We start from the raw sequence: 1,626 nt of genomic DNA on the forward strand, positions 1-1,626 counted from the left end.
CGGAGAGGCTGTGCCTACGGCAGGCTTACGCCAACGCCAACGCCTACAGCGTGCGTTTGGGTCAAGACAGCGGGGAATCGTATTACTCCGGATAAGCTTTGGGTTCGCAAAAAAAGCGGGGTGTTGCCCCGCTGCTGGTAGTAATCTGGAAATAACGATCGATGTCAGATTCGATCGAATTATCGAATACTGAGATTAAAACTACGAGCGATCGTAGTTTTGCTAACTCTCATCCGGTCTAGCTGACCAATGATTAGCTAAACTGACCGCTCATTGATGTTTTGACGATCGTCTCGTAGTTTTCCGCAGCGGTTCGATCGTGCTCGATCGTCATCTGGACGGGCTTACAGCGTTTGATTGCTACCTGTATCCCTTGAGCGGATTCAGACTCCAAGTCTTCAACATAACCAGCTTTGGCTTCATCAGCTTCCACGGCGGTCGCGAATGGCCCAAAATAATAGGTACAGTGAGGTCGAGCCGTGGTAATTTCGACCCACCATGCTTGTCCCATCAGATGGAGCGCGCTGCTCCAGATGTCTTGAATATTCATTGGTTTAGCTTCCGCTGATTCAAAGAAGGTTAATAAGTTAATTGACCGGAGCGTTATTAAGCCCTAGATACTAAATAATCCCAAAATACTCGCTTAACGCTCAGATAGCCGTAACATATTTGACAGACGCTGTCGCGATATTTCGTATAAACACATCGCAGCAGCATTGGCAGCATTTAGACTGGGTGTTTTGCCGCTCAACGGAATCGAGACTAAATAGTCGCAACCTTTTTGAGTGAGCAAACTCAGTCCATCACCTTCGGCACCAATCGCCAGCACGATCGGACGGCGATCTGCAAAATCGACACTATAGATTGCTTGCTCGGCATCAGCCGCAGTACCATAAATCCAAAAACCAGCTTCTTTGAGTTGACCTAGAGCACGACTGAGATTGACCACCCGCGCGACGGGAAGGTGTTCTAAGGCTCCAGCAGCCACTTTTAATACCGTAGAGGTAATCCCGACTGCCCGCCGCTGAGGAATGACGACACCTTGCGCGCCCAAAGCTTCAGCCGTGCGGACGATCGAGCCAAGATTTTGGGGATCGGTAATGCCATCGGCGACAACGATGACGGGTGAATCGGTAGCGGCGAGGGCGCGGGCGATTAGTTCTTCGAGTTCGAGATAATCATGAGGTGCCACCTGGGCGACGATCCCTTGGTGATTGCCACCATTGGCTAAATAGCTCAGTCTTTGGGCATCTACTTCATCGACGACCGTGCCATTGGCTTTGGCTTGGTCGATGAGGGTGAAGAAGGCGGGATGGTGGCGGAGTTTGGCGAGTACCCAGATCCGATTGATTTGACGTTCGTTTTCGATCGCCGTGAAGACCGAATGCTTGCCGTAGAGATAATCGGTAACTTCTTCTTCGGTAATTTCTGGTGCGGGCGGATCTTGCCAGCCACCGCGATTGTTGCGGCTGTCTCTTTTGACAAATGCATCTTGGCGATTGTCGGTACGGCGATCGCCAAAGCTAGAAGCACGATCTTCGCGGGGGCGGCGATCTCCACCAGAGTTGGACTGCCGATCTTCGCGGGGGCGGCGATCTCCACCAAAGCTAGCAGCGCGATCGTCGC

3 protein-coding genes are annotated in these 1,626 nt (G+C 51.8%); 1 reads left to right on the top strand and 2 read right to left on the bottom strand.

Features of this window, described 5'->3' with window-relative positions:
- Positions 1 to 193 (top strand): hypothetical protein (locus tag RMO84_RS01335; protein WP_310486645.1); only part of this gene is annotated, 193 nt, incomplete at its 5' end.
- A gap of 60 nt (positions 194 to 253) precedes the next feature.
- On the opposite strand, the gene RMO84_RS01340 is transcribed toward RMO84_RS01335, so the two are convergent.
- Together RMO84_RS01340 and rlmB are read right to left on the bottom strand one after the other, a co-directional pair.
- Positions 254 to 550 (bottom strand): DUF1816 domain-containing protein, encoded by a 297-nt coding sequence (locus tag RMO84_RS01340; protein WP_310486647.1) that lies wholly within the window; start codon positions 548 to 550, stop codon positions 254 to 256.
- A 93-nt stretch (positions 551 to 643) separates the two neighbouring features.
- A partial coding sequence (gene rlmB, locus RMO84_RS01345) for a 23S rRNA (guanosine(2251)-2'-O)-methyltransferase RlmB (RefSeq protein WP_310486648.1) occupies positions 644 to 1,626 on the bottom strand: 983 nt, incomplete at its 5' end.

The sequence above is a fragment of the Chamaesiphon sp. VAR_69_metabat_338 genome, assembly GCF_031423935.1.
Lineage (GTDB): Bacteria > Cyanobacteriota > Cyanobacteriia > Cyanobacteriales > Chamaesiphonaceae > Chamaesiphon.